At 29.0% G+C, this 14,521-nt stretch carries 15 protein-coding genes; 9 read left to right on the top strand and 6 right to left on the bottom strand.

From position 1 onward, the window contains the following. Window positions 1-10: 10 nt before the first annotated feature. A complete protein-coding gene (gene rpsO, locus AJ887_RS01965; protein WP_002852579.1) occupies window positions 11-283 on the bottom strand; it encodes a 30S ribosomal protein S15 in 273 nt (90 codons plus the stop codon). A gap of 174 nt (window positions 284-457) precedes the next feature. On the opposite strand from rpsO, the gene AJ887_RS01960 reads away from it, so the two are divergent. The 5 genes from AJ887_RS01960 to AJ887_RS01940 are packed head-to-tail and all read left to right on the top strand — an operon-like array spanning window position 458 to window position 4,939. Continuing rightward, a complete protein-coding gene (locus AJ887_RS01960) occupies window positions 458-868 on the top strand; it encodes an Rrf2 family transcriptional regulator (RefSeq protein ID WP_002861509.1) in 411 nt (136 codons plus the stop codon). After that, window positions 855-3,029 carry a flagellar biosynthesis protein FlhA gene (flhA, locus tag AJ887_RS01955; RefSeq protein WP_002852599.1) on the top strand — a complete coding sequence of 725 codons (2,175 nt, stop codon included), beginning with the start codon at window positions 855-857 and terminating at the stop codon, window positions 3,027-3,029. Before AJ887_RS01960 ends, flhA begins: the two co-directional genes overlap by 14 nt. A gap of 8 nt (window positions 3,030-3,037) precedes the next feature. Beyond that, window positions 3,038-4,084: a DHH family phosphoesterase gene (locus AJ887_RS01950; RefSeq protein ID WP_070239649.1), complete on the top strand. Its 1,047-nt coding sequence runs from the start codon at window positions 3,038-3,040 to the stop codon at window positions 4,082-4,084. Then, the gene (locus tag AJ887_RS01945) at window positions 4,068-4,310 is read left to right on the top strand and encodes a hypothetical protein (protein WP_002852415.1); all 243 of its coding nucleotides are present in this window, start codon (window positions 4,068-4,070) and stop codon (window positions 4,308-4,310) included. The genes AJ887_RS01950 and AJ887_RS01945 overlap by 17 nt, the downstream gene beginning before the upstream one ends. Then, window positions 4,307-4,939: a hypothetical protein gene (locus AJ887_RS01940; RefSeq protein ID WP_070210077.1), complete on the top strand. Its 633-nt coding sequence runs from the start codon at window positions 4,307-4,309 to the stop codon at window positions 4,937-4,939. The genes AJ887_RS01945 and AJ887_RS01940 overlap by 4 nt, the downstream gene beginning before the upstream one ends. Here the strand turns inward: AJ887_RS01940 and AJ887_RS10145 are convergent. After that, the gene (locus AJ887_RS10145; protein WP_002861506.1) at window positions 4,927-5,067 is read right to left on the bottom strand and encodes a hypothetical protein; all 141 of its coding nucleotides are present in this window, start codon (window positions 5,065-5,067) and stop codon (window positions 4,927-4,929) included. The genes AJ887_RS01940 and AJ887_RS10145 overlap by 13 nt on opposite strands. 201 nt (window positions 5,068-5,268) lie before the next feature. Between AJ887_RS10145 and AJ887_RS01930 the strand changes: the two genes are divergently transcribed. Continuing rightward, window positions 5,269-6,255 (top strand): c-type cytochrome, encoded by a 987-nt coding sequence (locus tag AJ887_RS01930; protein ID WP_044779283.1) that lies wholly within the window; start codon window positions 5,269-5,271, stop codon window positions 6,253-6,255. A 34-nt stretch (window positions 6,256-6,289) separates the two neighbouring features. On the opposite strand, the gene AJ887_RS01925 is transcribed toward AJ887_RS01930, so the two are convergent. The 4 genes from AJ887_RS01925 to AJ887_RS01910 all read right to left on the bottom strand — a co-directional run bounded on the left by AJ887_RS01925 (window position 6,290) and on the right by AJ887_RS01910 (window position 10,440). Next, window positions 6,290-6,931 carry a thiol:disulfide interchange protein DsbA/DsbL gene (locus tag AJ887_RS01925; protein WP_044779244.1) on the bottom strand — a complete coding sequence of 214 codons (642 nt, stop codon included), beginning with the start codon at window positions 6,929-6,931 and terminating at the stop codon, window positions 6,290-6,292. Between the two features lie 87 nt (window positions 6,932-7,018). Further along, on the bottom strand, window positions 7,019-8,881 hold the full coding sequence (locus AJ887_RS01920) for an aryl-sulfate sulfotransferase (RefSeq protein WP_070239647.1): 1,863 nt from the start codon (window positions 8,879-8,881) through the stop codon (window positions 7,019-7,021). Between the two features lie 87 nt (window positions 8,882-8,968). Beyond that, complete coding sequence (dsbI, locus tag AJ887_RS01915) at window positions 8,969-9,778, bottom strand: protein-disulfide oxidoreductase DsbI (RefSeq protein WP_070239644.1); 810 nt, start codon at window positions 9,776-9,778, stop codon at window positions 8,969-8,971. After that, window positions 9,778-10,440 carry a thiol:disulfide interchange protein DsbA/DsbL gene (locus AJ887_RS01910; RefSeq protein ID WP_070239642.1) on the bottom strand — a complete coding sequence of 221 codons (663 nt, stop codon included), beginning with the start codon at window positions 10,438-10,440 and terminating at the stop codon, window positions 9,778-9,780. Before AJ887_RS01910 ends, dsbI begins: the two co-directional genes overlap by 1 nt. Before the next feature lie 628 nt (window positions 10,441-11,068). On the opposite strand from AJ887_RS01910, the gene AJ887_RS01905 reads away from it, so the two are divergent. From AJ887_RS01905 to AJ887_RS01895, 3 genes are read left to right on the top strand one after another with little or no spacing between them, the layout of a single operon-like run. Continuing rightward, window positions 11,069-12,133 (top strand): tyrosine-type recombinase/integrase, encoded by a 1,065-nt coding sequence (locus AJ887_RS01905; RefSeq protein ID WP_070239640.1) that lies wholly within the window; start codon window positions 11,069-11,071, stop codon window positions 12,131-12,133. Further along, window positions 12,123-13,907 carry a bifunctional chorismate-binding protein/class IV aminotransferase gene (locus AJ887_RS01900; protein ID WP_070284749.1) on the top strand — a complete coding sequence of 595 codons (1,785 nt, stop codon included), beginning with the start codon at window positions 12,123-12,125 and terminating at the stop codon, window positions 13,905-13,907. Before AJ887_RS01905 ends, AJ887_RS01900 begins: the two co-directional genes overlap by 11 nt. Continuing rightward, a complete protein-coding gene (locus tag AJ887_RS01895) occupies window positions 13,904-14,470 on the top strand; it encodes an anthranilate synthase component II (RefSeq protein ID WP_070239636.1) in 567 nt (188 codons plus the stop codon). Before AJ887_RS01900 ends, AJ887_RS01895 begins: the two co-directional genes overlap by 4 nt. Window positions 14,471-14,521 lie beyond the last annotated feature (51 nt).

Genomic DNA, 14,521 nt, shown 5'->3' with positions numbered 1-14,521 from the left:
GGCTTAAAAATTATTTATCTCTAAGATTTAATTCAGTAATTAACTTACTATAAGAATTATAATCTTTTCTTTTAAGATAAGATAAAAGTCTTTTTCTTTGACCTACAAGTTTTAGAAGTCCTAGTCTTGATGAAAAGTCTTTTTTGTAGATTTTTAAATGTTCTGTAAGTTCTGCAATTCTTGCAGTTAAAAGAGCTACTTGAACTTCTGTTGAACCAGTATCACCTGGTTTTTTAGCGAATTTCGCAACTATTTCTGCTTTTTTGGCCGAATCCAAAGCCATGATAGACCTCCTGATTGGTAAAATAATAAAATTAAAGAACTGTAATTTTATCTTAAAAAGCAAAAAATAAACTGAATTTATCCTTTTTAGAAGGTTTTGTCAAAATTTAAGTCTTTTTCTAAGAATTATTTATTATAATTACAGCTATTTCTATAGTTATAATAAGGAGAATCTGTGCTATTTACCAAAGCTAGCGAATACGCTTTACTTTCTTTAATTTATATTTCTCAAAAAGAAACACCTCAAGATGTAGATTCTTTAGCTTTAGAGCTTGATATTCCCAAAAGTTTTTTAGCTAAAATTTTACAAACTTTAGCTAAAGATGGTTTGTTAAAATCCTTTAAAGGGGCAAAAGGTGGTTTTGCATTAATCAAAGAACCAAATCAATATACTATAAAAGAAATTGTTAATAGTGCTGAAAAAAAGGATATCAGTGTATTTGAATGCAGTGGTGGTACTTGTCCAAATAATAAAGAAAAAAATTGCACCTTAATGCCTATGTTAGTAAATTTACAAAATAAAGTAGATGAATTTTTAGATTCTATTACTTTAGAAGATATTATGAAAAATAATGGCAAAAAATAAAATAGTCGATTTAGTTTTTCCTTTTTTGGGGCCTTTAATTGCTCCTGTTTTAAAAGCTAAAAGCTTAACTATTGTTGGTTTTTTAGTTTGCATTTTAGCTATTATCATAGTTCCTTTACCAAGTCCTATTTTGGACTTTTTCTTAGCTTTAAGTATAGCTTTATCAGTATTAATTATTTTAATTTCTATTTATATACCTAAACCGACAGATTTAACAACTTTTCCAACTTTAATCTTGATTATTACTTTATTTAGACTTTCTTTAAATATAGCTACTACGAGGATGATTTTAAGCGAAGGGCAAAACGGCCCTGAAGCTGTGAGTGAGATTATAGCAGCATTTGGAGAATTTGTTGTTGGTGGAAATATGGTCATTGGTGTGATTGTATTTTGTATCTTAGTATTAATTAATTTCATGGTTGTAACAAAAGGTAGTACAAGGGTTTCTGAAGTACAAGCAAGATTTACACTTGATGCAATGCCGGGTAAACAAATGGCTATTGACGCGGATTTAAATGCAGGACTTATCGATGAACAAACCGCTAGAGCAAGACGTCAAGAAGTTATTGCTGAAGCAAACTTCTATGGTGCAATGGATGGTTCTTCTAAATTTATCAAAGGAGATGCTGTTGCAGGAATTATCATAACTATTATAAATATCATAGGTGGTTTTTTAATAGGATCTTTTCAGCACGATATGGCTTTAAGCGATGCTGCATCTACTTATACTATTTTAACCATAGGCGATGGACTTGTATCGCAAATTCCAGGGCTTATTACTTCTACTGCAACCGCTATAATTATCACTCGTGCAAGCAAAGATGAGGAAAATTTTGCAGAAGGAACTTTAACTCAACTTTTAAGTGAATATCGCACACTTTTAATAGTAGGTTTTGTACTTTTTATCTTTGCGTTAGTACCTGGTTTGCCAACTTTATCCTTGGGCTTTATGGCTTTAGTTTTTTTAAGTCTTGGCTATCTTACCAAGCAGGTTAAGGAAGGTAAAATTGATATAACCACAGTTAAAAAAAGCAAACCAAGTGCCGCAGCTGCATCTCAAAGTGGAGCAGGTGGGACAACGGCAGCACCTGCTAAGAAAAGCGAAGAGGAAATTCTCAAAGAAGAAGAGCACAAGATTAACGACATACTCAAAGTTGAAATTTTAGAACTTGAACTTGGATACGGACTTATTAAGCTTGCTGAAAACGAACTTACAGAAAGAATTCGCTCAATGAGAAGAAGTATTGCTGAAAGTTTAGGATTTTTAATGCCAAAAATAAGAATAAGAGATAATTTAAGACTTAAACCAAATGAGTATAGTTTTAAACTCAAGGGCGTGTCTATAGCAAGTGCTGAAATTTATCCGGATAAATATTTAGCCATGGATAGTGGTTTTATCACAGAAGAGATAGAAGGGATTGCTACAAAAGAACCTGCTTTTAACTCTGATGCACTTTGGATTGATGCGAATTTAAAAGATGAAGCAACATTAAATGGCTATATAGTAATAGATCCTGCAAGTGTTATTTCAACACATATGAGCGAACTTATCAAAGCACACGCAAGCGAACTTCTTACACGCCAAGAGGTGCAAAATCTTCTTGATAAGGTTAAAAATGATTATCCAATCATTGTAGAAGGTGCTTTAGGTGTTGCACCTGTAAGTCTTATTCAAAAAATTCTCAAAGACTTGCTTAAGCATCACATACCAATTAAAGATATGCTTACTATTTTAGAATCTGTAAGCGATATAGCAGAAGTAAGCAAGAGTTTTGATATGATTATTGAACATGTAAGAGCGTCTTTAGCTAGGATGATTACAAATATGTATTTAGATGATAAAGGAAATTTGGATATTTTTATCTTAGACTCTGCTAGCTCTGCAGTGTTAATGGAAAATGTACAATTTAGAGATGGAAGTTATCACTTGCCTTTAAGTGTAGCTCAAACAGGCACTTTAGTAGATACTCTAAGGGCTGAAGTTGCCGCGGTAGCAAATGGTCGTATCAAGCCTTTTATACTTTGCGTTGAACCGCAACTTAGAAAATTCATTGCTGATATTTGTTATAATTTTAGCATTAATATAGTAGTGTTAAGTTTTGCAGAAATTGCAGAAAATACAAATTTTAATACCGAGGGTATTATTAGGATAGAACTTTAAGGAATATAATGAAAATTTATCATCTTTCGCACACAGATCTTGATGGTTATGCTTGTCAATTTGTAGTAAATTTTTATTTTAAAAATGTGAAATTTTATAATTCTAATTATGGTAAAGAAATTAATGAAAATTTTAACTCTATTATAGGCGATATAGAAAAAGATGAAAATTTCGGGAAAGCTATTATTCTAATAACAGATTTAAATTTAAATTTAAATCAATGTGAAGAATTTGAAAAAATTTGTAAAGAGAAAAATATTAAAATTTTTCTTCTTGATCATCATCAGAGTGGTGAAGAATGCGCTCAAAAATATTCTTGGTATTTACTTGATTCTAAAAGATGTGCAACTAAAATCGTTTATGATTTTTTCTCTAAAATCTGCACTCCTGTTTTAGAACTTTCAAAATTTGTTGATGTGGTTAATGCTGTTGATATTTGGCTAAGCGAGGATGAAAATTTTGAACTTGGAAAGGTTTTTTTAGGCTTGATTGCCAATGCAAAAGAAATAAATCGCGTGATGTTTAAAGAATCTCAAATCGATTATATGTTTTTCTTGCTTGATAAGGCTTGGAAATTTATAGGAAAAGAAAATGCGAATATTTTACTCGATAATGCTACTCATTTTATAAAAAAGGATTATTTTGCCAGAAAAAATGATGATACTCTTTCTAATTTAATTTCTTGTTTTGTAGTTGAAAAACTAAGTGAGCTAAAAGAAAATTTCAGTATAGAATATGAAGGCCATAAAGGCATCTTAACTTCAAATATAGGCAATACTTCTGTTATTGGAAATGATTTTTTAGTAAAAAATCCTGATTATGACTTTTTTATTGATGTTAGTTCTAGAAAAACCTTAAGTTTTCGTGCAAATGGAAAAATAGATGTAAGTTTAATGGCTAAAAATTTAGTAGGTGGTGGTGGACATAAAAATGCTAGTGGTGGACTTTTTGCGACATTTAAAGATGGAGCAAATTATAATCATATTAAGGCTCAAATTATTGATTTAATTAAAAGCAAAAAACTTAAAAAGGAAAACAATGAATCAAAACAATAATAAAACCTTAAAAAATGAACTAGAAGATTTACAATATGAGCTTAGCATAGTTTTAGAAGCTATGCTTTTATACGCTGGAGTTAAAAGAGAAAAATTAGAAAATGCAATAGAAGCTTATATTGATAATATAGATAATGTGCTCGAAAATTCCAACAAAGAAGGGGTTGATGAAATTTTAGAAGTGGTGGAATTTCTAAAAAATAAATACAAAGATTTTTTTCAATGAAAAAGTGTATTTTAATTTTTTTTAGTTTATATTCTTTAAGTTTTGCTAATATTTACGAAAAATTAAATGATTTTGCTTATGAAAAAAAACCGAACAAAGATTTTAAGATTCAAGAAGTTAAATTAGTACAATTTTCACAAGAAAATAAAGATTGCCTTGAGCTTTTAATAGAAGCTGGTCAAGTTAGAATTTTAAATAGCTATAACTCTTGTCAAAAATTATCTAAAGATGAAAGTTTTCAAAAATTTCTTAATGAAGATTTTTTAAAACTTTATAAAAATAATGGATACTTGATTAATGAAAATTTACAAAATTTGAAAAATACCATGCAGGATATTATGATATATTATAAACTCCGATATTCTTTTAGTAAAGATATAAAAGATATGAGTAAAAATAAGAATTTGGATGTTTTAAATATAGATGAAAAAGATGGTGGTACTTTGCTTTATAAAATCAACAATCAAGCTTGCGTTGGAATAGAACTTACAAGACATGACTCAAGAATGGCTATGAAAATATACGGAATAGAAAATTTGGATAAAGAGTGCAAACTATTTATCCAATCGCCTTCTTTTAAAGATCTTTCTTGCACAAAAAAAGATTTTAAGTGGTATTATTTAGAATAAATAAATGCTTTAATTTTTAAATAAAAATTTTTAAAAATCGCACTTAAAGTAAAAGTATCTTGCCTTCCAAGATTTTGAAAAACGCAGTTATCTAAGTCTTTTTTTTCTTGAATGCTTAAATTTTTCATTAAACCAACCTCTAAAAATATTGCAAACTTCAATTTTATCAAAAAAACTTTATTTTTATTTTAAAGTTTTAATTATAAGGCAAATAAATATTGTTTTAAGAATTTGAAGTTTTTTATTGAAATATTATTAACTTTTATTGACTTTTTTGAAGCAAAGTTATATACTGAATTCGAATTAGACAAATTTAAGGAGGAAAAATGATGAATAAATTTTCTATAGTTTTAACTTTGTTGTTATGTGGAAGTTGTGCTTTAGCCTTAGATCCAAATTTGGAAAAAACTAAGAGTGCAACAGGTATTGATCTACCTACTGCCAAATGGAATTTACCTAAGGCTTTAAATGAAGATGGTACCATAGATGAAACTAAAATGCCAAAAAATTCAGAATATAGCAAAATGGTTATTTTGGGAAATAAAATTCTTAATGAAACAAGCAAATATGTAGGTCCACAGGCCAAAGATCCTAAAAAAAGATTTGCGGGAAATAATCTTTCTTGTTCAAGTTGCCATGCTAATGGTGGAAGTGTACAAAATCAATCAGGTTTTGTAGGAATTTGGGCAAGATTTCCACAATATAATGCCAGAGGAGATAAAGTAATTACCTTAGCAGATAGGATCAATGGCTGTTTTGAACGCTCTATGAATGGCAAAAGAATGCCTAGTGATGCGCCTGAAATGAAAGCCATGCTAACTTATATGCAATGGTTATCTCAAGGAGTTCCAGTAGGAGCTAAGATAGAAGGGCAGGGGCTTAAGAAGATAGATTTCATCTCGAGAGCAGCTGATCCTAAAAAAGGTAAAGCAATTTATATGGATAAATGTGCCGTTTGTCATCAAGAAAATGGATTAGGGCTTAAAAATGAGGATAGCGCAGGCGCGTATTATCTTTATCCACCACTTTGGGGCAATGATAGTTATAATACAGGAGCTGGAATGTATCGTCTTATCAAAGCTGCTTCTTATATTAAAGAAAATATGCCTCAAGGTGCGCCTGACTTAAGTCTTGAAGATGCTTATGATGTAGCAGCTTACATGAATTCACAAGCCCGTCCTATTAAAGCAAATAGAGATAAAGACTTTCCAGATAGAAAGGTTAAGCCTTTGGATATGGATGTAGGACCTTATGATGATAGCTTTTCTACAACCCAACATCGCTATGGACCTTATACAAATATGATCAAAAAATAATTTTAAGGCAATTTTTATTGCCTTAAAAAATTTATTATTTCATATTACTTAATTTTTTAACTAGATCTTCTAAATCTTGCATCGAATTGATTGCACTTGGGTTAATTTGATATTTTCCATTAACAACAAAAGCAGGGGTGCCATAGGTTTTAGCTATATCATTAGCTCTTTGAAACTCGCTTAAAATTTCTTTAGCTTTTGGGGTATTTAAAAAATTTAATACTTCATTTTTATTTACATTCATAGCCTTTAAACCTATGTCGTAAAATTCATCTAAATTCGAAAAATTTCTTTGCTTGTTTAAAAAATAAGAAACAAAATAAACATCAGCAAGTTTATGAGATAAACTATCAGAATAACTCGCGTCTTTACCATTTTGCTCATCTTTGTATTGAGCAAAGGCAAAAAGATCATTCATTTCTTTGGAAAAATCTCCATTCATTAAACTTACAGGATAGAGTTTAAAATGTAAATTTGGAAAAGCTTCTCTTAGTTTTTCAAGGGTTCCAAATTTATGATGATTATAACAATGTATACATTTATAAGAAAATGCTTCTATTACACTATTTTCGGAGTTGGGTAAATTTGGATTAAGAGTAATAAAACTATTATTTGCTAACGCAAAACTTGAGCAAAATACAAGCGCTAAAACAAATTTGCAAAAAAAATTACGCATACTATATCCTTGATTAAATAAAATTTTCAGAGATAATTTTATTTAAAAAAAATAAATAAGCCCAAATTTATTTTTGGGCTTATTGTTTTATTTTTTAGGATTGAATGCTTGATCAACGCTAAAAGGCATTGCTTGATAACCCGTGCCTGAACCGCTAAATTGAATTTGAACCGAAGGCTCCTTAGCACCCCAGTTAAATTCATCAATTTCAGGTTTTGGCTCTCCAAGACTTACACCTTTGCTAAGATCAAAAGCCATTCCAGCTGTTGCGCTATAAACCATAATAGAATCTTTATCTGGTTCATATTGAGTTAAAGAAGTTACAGGAGAAAACCATTCATTTCCACGATTTTTACCATATTCCCAAATTTGTTCCACAGTTTTATTTTGCTGATCGATTTTATAAATTACAGCACGAGAATATTTTTGACTTGCAAACGCAGGTTGTTCAGCTCCTCTTGCATCACCATTATCAAAAACACTTATATAAATATAACGCTTGTTTGATTTACTATCAATTCTCCAGCCTGTATGCTGTGTCCAAGTGAAATCAAATCCACCATTTTCATTTTCATAACCTGGGCATTTGCTGTAATCATCATCGCAAACAATTTTTTTGCCATTTTTATCTACAGGTTGTAATAAATATTTTTGAAATTCTTTATTCCATCCTTTATGTGCCCCTAAAATCCATTTTATTTTTTTATCACGACCAATTTTAACAACAGCACTTTGATGGCGACTAGAAATAATAATACTATCATCACTTGGATCATAATCAACGCTATTTACATGAGCCCAATTCCTACCTATACCTGTACCTGCTATATCTCCAAATTTTTCGCTTTCATCCATTTTGGCAAGCTCTTCATCGCTTAAAGTTTTACCCGCTTTGCTTGCATCTATATTTAAACACACTGCACCTTGATCTAAAGCTTTGATAATAGTACTTCTATAAGGATCTAAAATCTCATACAATCTCCAATCATCAACAACATTACCATTCTCATCTACTTCTATAATAGCATCACGCACTGTGCGTACATGCTTACCATTTGGACGCAAAGTATTTGCTGAAGCTACTCTTAATAAATAATGCCCATTTTGCATATTGTCCATAGCATGAGAAAAATCTATATAGGCAACAGGTAATTTACGATTGAAAATTTCTCTTCCTAAGATATCGTATTTTACATATCTTTGACCAAATCCCCAAGTTAAAGCTCCATCTTTGTTTTGATGAAAACCCATCATAATTCCACGATTGTAAATATTGTCCCAGTTCATTAATTTATCGTTATCAAAATACCATCTGATTTCACCCTTGGTATCTATGATAAAGACATTTGAATTTTCATCCCATTCCATAGCACCACCTACAGGATTATTCCATACAGATTGTGAGCCTTTGCCAGATTGTTTTCCAGGAGCATTATTTACTAAATATAGCCTATCTGAAAATTTTGGATCCATTTTTAATACTTTCACATTTTCAAAAGGAGTTCCTCTTTGATCAGTGCTTCCACTTGGTTCCATGCTAACCCCTGGAGTTGTAATTTTATAAATCTCATCAACAACTTTTTGACTTTTACCATTTGCAGTCTTAGTATAACTTACCTTTACTGTATTTAAATAAGAAGGATAAAGTCCAAAAATAGGAATTCCACCATAAGTCTTAGCCATTTTAGAATTCACATTATAAGAAATAGTTTGACCATTTGGTTTAGGAACAATAGTTACTTTTATATCGCTTAAGACGTAACCATTATCCATAATAATAGCGGTCAAAGGAGACAATCCATAAGGATTCATTTTAATCGCACCTATTTGTCCTTGAATTTTCCAATCTATTTTCGCTCCACTGGGACCACCCATGGCCATTAAAGCATTAGGTGTAAGTAGGGTAGAACCCGTCAAAAATGCCATGCAAATAGTTTTGCTAAGTCTCATGATAAATCCTTTAAAATTATTTAAGCCATCCTAAAATAGCTTAATAAAATTTTAATAATACGCAACAAAAATAATGTGTTGCGTATTTTAAAAGCATCTTAAAACGACTTGATTTAAATGATTTAAACTAGCTATACTTTGATTTGGATTTTTTGGTTCGCCTATAAATTTAAGCACCAAAACCAAAATAACAATCGCCAATGCAAAAATTTTAGCATTAGGTTTATTTTTATCTAAAACATAGGCTATAAACATTGTAAAAAGCACAATAAAACAACATAAAAATGCTATAAGACAGCAAATTGCCATATTCATAAACTTTAAACTAGGTATCAAATACCAACCATTACTATAAAGCCCATTTTCAAAATCAGGTGGAGTTCCTATAAAAAATTTTTGAAAAGTATTAAGATGATTATAAGCATTTTCTGGAACTACGGGGGCATCCATCCCACATTCTCCTGCTGGCAAAAACCAACTAGGAGCCCATTCATGTAAAGGTAAATTAAATGGATAAATAGGAATTTCACGACATCCGTCTACACCTGCAAAAGGATTTTCAGAATGAACCACTTCATGGATATGATTTAAAGTTAGACAATGCTCCAAGCCAAGCCAAATTCCATAAAAAGCTAAGCTATAAGAAAAAATTTTTATAATATTATTTGTAGGATTGATTAGTGCAATCATACCACCTATAGCCATAACAAGCATATCAAATCTTATATACACACATTGTTCGCAAGGTTCCATAAAAAGATATTCTTGAAATAAAAAATGTGCTATACAAGTAAGTCCTATAGTAACCATGATCAAAATCAACCAAGGTTTTCGCGTATCTTGCCATTTAGAAATTGAAAAATTTCTGTAATTATCTTTCATTTTTATGCAACTCATTATTTTTGCTTGCTAAGTTCTTTAGTAATCTCAATCAAAGCCTCTGGAGAGTTGATTGCACTTGGAATGATTTGATATTTTCCATTAACAACAAAAGCAGGGGTGCCATAATTTTGCGAAATAGGATTGGCAATTTCATAACTTTTTAAAAGCTCGGCAGCCTCTGGAGTTTTTAAGAAATTTTCCAAGTCAGCTTTACTCACATTCATTGCTTTTAAACCGACACTATAAAAAGCTTCAGGATTTTTACCATTTTCCCATCTTTGTTTTTTCTTAAAATATGCATTAAAATAAGCTTCAGCAACTTTATGAGTTAAACTATTTTTATCCGTAGGATCAATTTTATTTACACCATCCTTAAATGTCGCAAAAGCAAAAATTTCATTAGCTTGCTTTCCATAATCTCCCATAGAACTTACAGGATAAAATTTATAAGTTAAATTAGGTAATTTTTCTTTAATTTTACCCATGGTGTTAAATTTGTGATGATCATAGCAATGAGTACAGCGATAAGAAAAAATTTCAATCAATGAATTATCAGCGTTAGCAATAGGATTTTTAAGAATTACATATTCTTTACCTTCACTTAATGCACTAGCACTTATACCTGCTAAAAAAGCACATACGACAATAGATCTAGCTAATTTTACTGGAAATTTCATTACCTTCTCCTTGAAATTTGGTTTTGATAAAACTTTTTATTAAGTTTTTATATAATAAATATTATAAAACTATTAAAATAAAAATATTCTTAAAAATTTTATAACTAAGAATATTTGCTTTAACTAAAAATCAAGAATAGGGGATTAAAAAATTGAATGCACAAGTTATCATTTTTATATATATTTTGATAATAATATAAAATAATTTAATTTTTAAATATTCTTTATAGTTTTCAAGAAAAGTAAAATATAATTTTAATTTACAAAATAAAATTATCAATTTTTTACATTATATTTTGTGGATAAGTTTATTTCACTCAAAAGGTAAAATCATAAAAGTATGTAAAAATAGTAGCTTAATCTATATCAAAGTAGAATAATCTAGGTATATATAAAAAAGTTTGAAAATTATAGTTTTCAATACAAAATTATAAATTTTACATATTTTTACCTTTTATCATATCTTTTTATGATTGATATAAGATTTATTTAATAAAAATATTTCAATCTTTTTGCCTTGCATATAAAAACAAACTTTTTCCTAAAAAAGCTTTTTTTTACTAAGTTAATACTAAAATACCTTTTATAGTTAAAAAGCTAAAAATTTTAGATTTTAGGAAAAGTTTCTATGAAATACCCTTTAGATTGTGAAGAAAATTTTGAAAAATCATTCTTATTTTGGCTAGCAAAATATATAAAATTTAAACTCAACTCACTATCTAATAAAGAGTTAAAAAATCCACAAGCTTTAGCAGAAGTTAATTTTGCTCTTACACAAGGTGTAAAAAATATTGAAGAACTTGACGCTCTAGCAAAAAAAGCAAGAAATGCTGGTTTAAGTGGAGTTAATACTTATTTTAATCCTTTAAAAAAAGTATTTGAATATTTAAATTTTTATAAGCTTTACTCTTTAAAACAGATTGATGAAGAACTCATTGTAGAAGTTTTAGCAAGTATAACAGGTGCTTTATCAGATGCGAGCAAAAAAAATTACCGTATTGCTGTGATTAATTTTTTTGATTTTTTAGACAAGCAAAACGAAGAAGATGAAAAAGCACATATTTTCGATATCAATCTTAAAAACTGGGCAGGTATAGCAGGTTCTAAAGGGGTGAAATTACCTGAATTTATGAGTGAAGAAGAGCTTAAAAAATTTCTTGATGCTATTGAAAATGCAGATTTTAAAAACAATGCCATACGCAATAAACTTATTATTAAAATCATCATTTTTACAGGCATACGGGTAAGCGAAGCTATCAATATCAAAATGGGTGATATTAGCGAAGAAAACGATCTTTATATCATAAGAATAAGAGCTAAAGGCAATAAATATCGTGTTGTAATGATAAAAAAAGAACTTATTTACGATTTGCTTAAAAATGTAAGTATTAATTATATGAGCAAAGACGCCCTACTTTTTGTCAATAAAAAAGGCACTCCACTGACTCAATCTTATGTCAGTCGCATAGTAGAACAGCTTTTATTTCGTGCAGGAATTCGCAAACAAAAAAATGGTGCTCACATGTTGCGTCATACTTTTGCCACCCTACTTTATAAAAAGCAAAAAGATTTAGTTTTAGTTCAAGAAGCTTTAGGGCATGCGAGTTTAAATACTTCAAGAATTTATACTCATTTTGATAATGATAAATTAAAACTTGCCGCACAGGTTGCAAAGGAATTAAGTGACTCTTGAAAACCATGCTGTTTTTGGTGGATATTTTTACTATGATTTAAAACACACTTTAAAAGCCTTTAACCACAAAGAAAGTAAAAAGTGCTTTAAATTTATAGAAAAATATAAAAATGATTTTTATATTTTAATGCTTGCTGATTATGAGCTATATAGATATTTTCAAGATAAAAATTTCACAAGTAAAAAAGCTTATTTATCTATATTTGCTTTTAAAAAAAGAAAAAAAATTCAAAAAGAAGATATTGATGAAGAAAAATTTATTCCTGAATTTATAAATTTTTTAGATCAAGATAATTACAAAGAAAATTTCATCAAGGTTAAAGAGGCAATCTCCAAAGGAAGAGTTTATCAAATCAACCTCACTCAAAATTTTAAATTTCATAGCAAAATGGATTCTTTTGAACTTTTTAAACTTTTGCTTTCTAGACAAAATACTGAATTTAAAGCTTTTATAAAAGATGAAACAAGAGAAATTTTGTCCTTCTCACCTGAACTTTTCTTCAAGACCAAAAAAAGAAAAATATTTACAAAACCTATGAAAGGCACAATTAAGCGTGATAAAGATCCTATAAAAGATGAAGAAAATAAAACCTTCTTGCAAAATGATACAAAAAATCTAAGTGAAAATGTTATGATTTGCGATCTTTTACGCAACGATCTTTCAAAAATCATCACAAAAAAAAGCTTAAAAACCAAACTTTTTGAAATTCAAAGTCATCCTACTTTACATCAAATGACTTCAAGCGTACAAGGAAAACTTAAAAAAAATATTTCTTTATATCAAATTTTTAAAGCTCTCTTTCCTTGCGGTTCTATTACAGGTGCTCCAAAGCTTGAAAGCATTAAATTTATTGAAGAATTAGAACAAAGAGATCGTGGTATTTACTGCGGAACTATAGGTTTAATACACAAAAATAAAAATAAATTTAGCGTAGCCATACGCACCTTAGAAAAACAAGATGAAATTTATACTTATAGCACCGGTAGTGGCTTGGTTTGGGACTCAAAATTCAAAGATGAATTTGAAGAATTAAAACTTAAAAGCGCGTTCTTAAATCCTTGTGATTTTCATCTTTTTGAAACCATGTATTTTAAAAATTCTCAAATTTTATTTTTAAAAGAACATTTATTAAGGCTTATAAATTCAGCTCTTAAATTTAATTTTAATACTCACAACATCTTTAAAGATTTTTATAATATTTTAAATCAAAAAAGTTCTTATAAAGAATATCAAAATTTTACACTTTTTAAACTCGATGAAAAAATTTTTCACAAAAAACACTCTTTATTTTATCATTTTCCCCTACCCTTTAAAAATCCACACAAAGAAGGAATTTTAAAACTGATTTTATATAAAGACGGAAGATATGAATTCCAACAAAGCGCCTTAAAACAAAATTCAAACGATATTTTGCTTTTAAGTGATGATAAAATTAACTCAAAAAGTGACAATCTCTATCACAAAAGCTCTTTGCGTACTTTTTATAATCAACACTCATACAAATGGCATCAAAACTTGTGTTACGACATAGCTTTTTTTAACGAAAAAGATGAACTTTGTGAAGGCTCAAGAACCAATCTCATCTTAGAAAAAAACGCTCAGTTTTATACTCCACAAATTCAAAGCGGTATGTTAAATGGAGTATATAGAAATTTCTTAATCAATCTTGGTTTGATAAAAGAAAAAGCATTATTTAAGCAAGATTTATTTGAAGCAGAAAATATTTATTGCATTAATTCCGTGCGTGGTTTAAAAAAGGTAAAATTACAATGAAGAAAATTTTATTTATAGATAATTATGATTCTTTTAGTTACACCATCATCTATTATCTTAAAGAACTTGGTTTTGCATGTAAAGTGATAAAAAATGATGCCTTTAAAAAAGCTAAAGAATTAGAAAAATTTGATTTCACTCATCTTATCATCTCTCCTGGCCCTCATTCTCCCAAGGAATCTAAATTAAGCTTAAAAGCAATCAAATATTTTAAAAAAAATAAAAAAATTTTAGGTATATGTTTAGGACATCAGTGTATAGCTGAAGTTTTTGGCGGCAGGGTTTCTAAAATACAAAATCCCATGCATGGTAAAATTTCTAAACTTTATTTTAAAAAAGATCCTATTTTTAAGGGTATTAAAAAAGAAATTGAAATTTGCTTATATCATTCTTTGTATATTAGTTCTATGCCTAAAAAATGCAAAATTTTAGCTCATAATTCAGAAAATATTATTATGGCAATTAAACATAAAAAATATCCTATTTATGGATTGCAATTTCACCCCGAAGCGGTTTTAACTCAAAAAGGTAAAAAAATACTTAAAAACTTTATGAAGCTTTAGTCTTTTTTGCATTTAAAATATAAATATGAAAATCTAAAATAAAATATCCTT

It is taken from the genome of Campylobacter sp. BCW_6466 (genome assembly GCF_001762835.1).
Lineage (GTDB): Bacteria > Campylobacterota > Campylobacteria > Campylobacterales > Campylobacteraceae > Campylobacter_D > Campylobacter_D jejuni.
Note: the sequence above shows the minus strand (reverse complement) of the source record. Positions and strands in the feature narration are given on the sequence as shown.

What these genes read in the sequence shown, in the direction of transcription:
- rpsO (WP_002852579.1), bottom strand. Translation starts at nt 283, where the DNA reads ATGGCTTTGGATTCGGCCAAAAAAGCAGAAATAGTTGCGAAATTCGCT.
- flhA (WP_002852599.1), top strand. Translation starts at nt 855, where the DNA reads ATGGCAAAAAATAAAATAGTCGATTTAGTTTTTCCTTTTTTGGGGCCT.
- AJ887_RS01950 (WP_070239649.1), top strand. Translation starts at nt 3,038, where the DNA reads ATGAAAATTTATCATCTTTCGCACACAGATCTTGATGGTTATGCTTGT.
- AJ887_RS01945 (WP_002852415.1), top strand. Translation starts at nt 4,068, where the DNA reads ATGAATCAAAACAATAATAAAACCTTAAAAAATGAACTAGAAGATTTA.
- AJ887_RS01940 (WP_070210077.1), top strand. Translation starts at nt 4,307, where the DNA reads ATGAAAAAGTGTATTTTAATTTTTTTTAGTTTATATTCTTTAAGTTTT.
- AJ887_RS10145 (WP_002861506.1), bottom strand. Translation starts at nt 5,067, where the DNA reads ATGAAAAATTTAAGCATTCAAGAAAAAAAAGACTTAGATAACTGCGTT.
- AJ887_RS01930 (WP_044779283.1), top strand. Translation starts at nt 5,269, where the DNA reads ATGAATAAATTTTCTATAGTTTTAACTTTGTTGTTATGTGGAAGTTGT.
- AJ887_RS01925 (WP_044779244.1), bottom strand. Translation starts at nt 6,931, where the DNA reads ATGCGTAATTTTTTTTGCAAATTTGTTTTAGCGCTTGTATTTTGCTCA.
- AJ887_RS01920 (WP_070239647.1), bottom strand. Translation starts at nt 8,881, where the DNA reads ATGAGACTTAGCAAAACTATTTGCATGGCATTTTTGACGGGTTCTACC.
- dsbI (WP_070239644.1), bottom strand. Translation starts at nt 9,778, where the DNA reads ATGAGTTGCATAAAAATGAAAGATAATTACAGAAATTTTTCAATTTCT.
- AJ887_RS01910 (WP_070239642.1), bottom strand. Translation starts at nt 10,440, where the DNA reads ATGAAATTTCCAGTAAAATTAGCTAGATCTATTGTCGTATGTGCTTTT.
- AJ887_RS01905 (WP_070239640.1), top strand. Translation starts at nt 11,069, where the DNA reads ATGAAATACCCTTTAGATTGTGAAGAAAATTTTGAAAAATCATTCTTA.
- AJ887_RS01895 (WP_070239636.1), top strand. Translation starts at nt 13,904, where the DNA reads ATGAAGAAAATTTTATTTATAGATAATTATGATTCTTTTAGTTACACC.